Below are 2,562 nucleotides of genomic sequence, written 5' to 3' on the forward strand. Positions count from 1 at the left end.
ACAAACCTTTAATAACGATTTCAATGTTAGGGCATCTGAAGTGGAGATGGCCCAGCCTGGTAAGGCGTAGGACTGCTAATCCTATGTCGCTATGCGACCCGAGGGTTCGAATCCCCCTCTCCACGCCATTTTTGCTTCTGGTTCTCGCTTCAATTTTTCCGGCGTTGTGTCCAAAAGGGCACATTTCGAATACGGGTTGGATGAGTGCCTTGTCAGTCTTTGATAAGGTCAGCCGCCTGCGCCTGCAGGAGGACGTCATCGCCGGAAAGATGGATCCGGACACCCTCCTCCCGGATCTCGTCGATTGGGTGAGGTGCAAGTACTACGCCCTCTTCTACAATAGGTAGACAGGGGAGCGCCGCGCCTGCCCTGCAGCTAGAAAGGGCAACGCCGCATACGCCTTGTGCCAGTCTTTAAAAAGCGGTATCTTATCGCCCTTAATCTGAGAATCAGAACAAGTGCTATAACGAACTCGAGCCACTTGCCATCTTATAAAACCACACTCTAGATTGACATTTTATAACAAGAACACCAAGTTGAGTGTATCGTCAATAATACGTCCTATGGACGAGGACTGGGGCCCTTACCACATCTGCAGAGAACGATGACCTCGGTCGCTCGATCCTGTACTCCATCCTAGCAGAGTCGGCCTTATCACGATCACATCCCCTTCCCTCAGGTCCACGGATTCCGAAAGCGTCCTGGATCCGAAGGCCTTCACCTCCAGCCTGTGGAAGCCTTCTGTCGTCGAGACCTTCGTCCCCTCTCCAGATCTCAGCTTCTTCACCTCTTTCCCATCCAGGAGCACTGTGGACCTCACCCCTTGGTTCACCACAGTGTCTGCACGTTTTATAGTAATCCTGCAGCGGGTGCTCCTGATCGCCTCTCCTCCGTACGGCCTGATGACAGCGCCACCCGAATTCATGTTATAGCGACGCCTGGGGTCGAGCTCCGATATGCGCTCCTTCTCCAGATCGTTCAGCTGATCCTCCTCACATACCTCGATGCGGATTATCAGATGCTTCCCGCCGCGGTAGTCCGCATACACGTCCCCGTTCCCTTTCCCGGAAAGATGCTGACAGACGCGATGGTAGACCTTTAGTGATTGCCCTGCATAAGAGCTAGAATAGGATTCTTTGCTCGCAGCCCTCGAGCTGTCGAATATCAGTATTGTGTATACCCCGGGCCTGTCGTGCGTCCTGTGGTAGTCCCAGTTCTTCTAGAACTCCTCGGCCGTCATGAAATCCCCTGTCGATCCTTCATCAGCGGTTCTTTTCAGATTGGAAAATAAGCCCATACGTTTCCATCCATGGGTTCATTTTTAAAATCTGCCTGCGATTGTTGGAGTTTCAGTATATTTCTGTATTACAACTTAAAATAAAGAGATCCTATTCGAAAATAAGACCTGTCGGACCCCTTCGTCTCTCGTCTCTGCAACCTCCGATTCTTTTATCATCGCATCGGACAAACATGCGGACGGTTGCTTTTCAAAGATTCCTTTAAACAAATGAATCGAGAAATATGAAACAAAACATATCAACACTATAGAAAGATAGACTATAGTTCTACATTTGTTCTCAACATCAGATAGCCTTATTACCGATTACTCGATAACTCGAATACTATAGTACGGTGCCCACAATGGATATGGTAACGTCGGGAACGGCAATTCTGACTCTGGTCGCTGGAATAGGCGTATTCCTCATCGCGTGCACGATGATGAGCACGAATCTCGAATCCATCTGCAGCAACAGGCTGAAGAAGCTGTTCTCGAAGGCTTCCGACAAGAAGCTTCTGGGCGTCGGAATCGGTGCGCTGGGAACGGCCGCCATCCAGAGCTCCGGAGCCATGACCGTCCTGGTCATAGGATTCGTCAACGCCGGGATCATGTCCCTGACGCTGGCCGCGGCCATCATATACGGTGCCAACATCGGTACCACCATCACCGCGCAGATCGTGGCGTTCGGTATGATGGGCGGCGACACCATATCGCTGACTGTCATATTCGCCGCGCTCACCGGAATCGGCGCGTTCATGAGCGTCTTCGCCAAGAAGGACTCCATGAAGAAATGGGGAGGGATCCTGGCCGGATTCGGGATGCTGTTCGTAGGTCTTTCAATGATGAGCGGCTCCATGGAATCCTTCGCCCAGATGGACGAGGTCAAGAATTTCCTGGCCAGCATAGAGAACCTGATTCTCCTGGTGCTCATCGGAGCGCTCCTCACCGCCATCATCCAGAGCTCTTCGGTCATGACCTCCGTCGCGATCACCATGCTTGTCGCGGGGCTCATAGACCTGGAGCAGGGGATCTACCTCACGATGGGGTCCAACATCGGTTCCTGTATCGTCTCCATCCTCGCAGGGATGTCCAGCGGACTGAACGCGAAGAGGACCGCCCTGATGCACCTGACGTTCAACGTGATAGGCGTCATCCTGTTCGTGTCGGCGGGATACATAATGGATTTCGCATCGGGAGGCACGTTCACCTACGCCAACATCTTCTCCTCGCTGTTCCCCGACGTGCCCCAGACCCAGCTCGCCATGTTCCACACGGTGTTCAAC

Annotated in this window: 3 protein-coding genes and 1 tRNA gene; 3 read left to right on the plus strand and 1 reads right to left on the minus strand. The window is 52.5% G+C overall.

All coding sequences use genetic code 11. The features are described from left to right. Nucleotides 1-40 precede the first annotated feature (40 nt). A tRNA-Ser gene (locus IKP20_08375) sits at nucleotides 41-128 on the plus strand. Between the two features lie 81 nt (nucleotides 129-209). Next, the gene (locus IKP20_08380; protein MBR4504963.1) at nucleotides 210-347 is read left to right on the plus strand and encodes a hypothetical protein; all 138 of its coding nucleotides are present in this window, start codon (nucleotides 210-212) and stop codon (nucleotides 345-347) included. A 236-nt stretch (nucleotides 348-583) separates the two neighbouring features. Here the strand turns inward: IKP20_08380 and IKP20_08385 are convergent, their stop codons facing one another. Next, the gene (locus IKP20_08385) at nucleotides 584-1,048 is read right to left on the minus strand and encodes a hypothetical protein (protein MBR4504964.1); all 465 of its coding nucleotides are present in this window, start codon (nucleotides 1,046-1,048) and stop codon (nucleotides 584-586) included. A 593-nt stretch (nucleotides 1,049-1,641) separates the two neighbouring features. On the opposite strand from IKP20_08385, the gene IKP20_08390 reads away from it, so the two are divergent. After that, nucleotides 1,642-2,562, plus strand: a 921-nt coding sequence (locus tag IKP20_08390; GenBank protein MBR4504965.1) for a Na/Pi cotransporter family protein, incomplete at its 3' end; no start/stop codon positions are given.

It is taken from the genome of Candidatus Methanomethylophilaceae archaeon (genome assembly GCA_017524805.1).
GTDB lineage: Archaea > Thermoplasmatota > Thermoplasmata > Methanomassiliicoccales > Methanomethylophilaceae > Methanoprimaticola.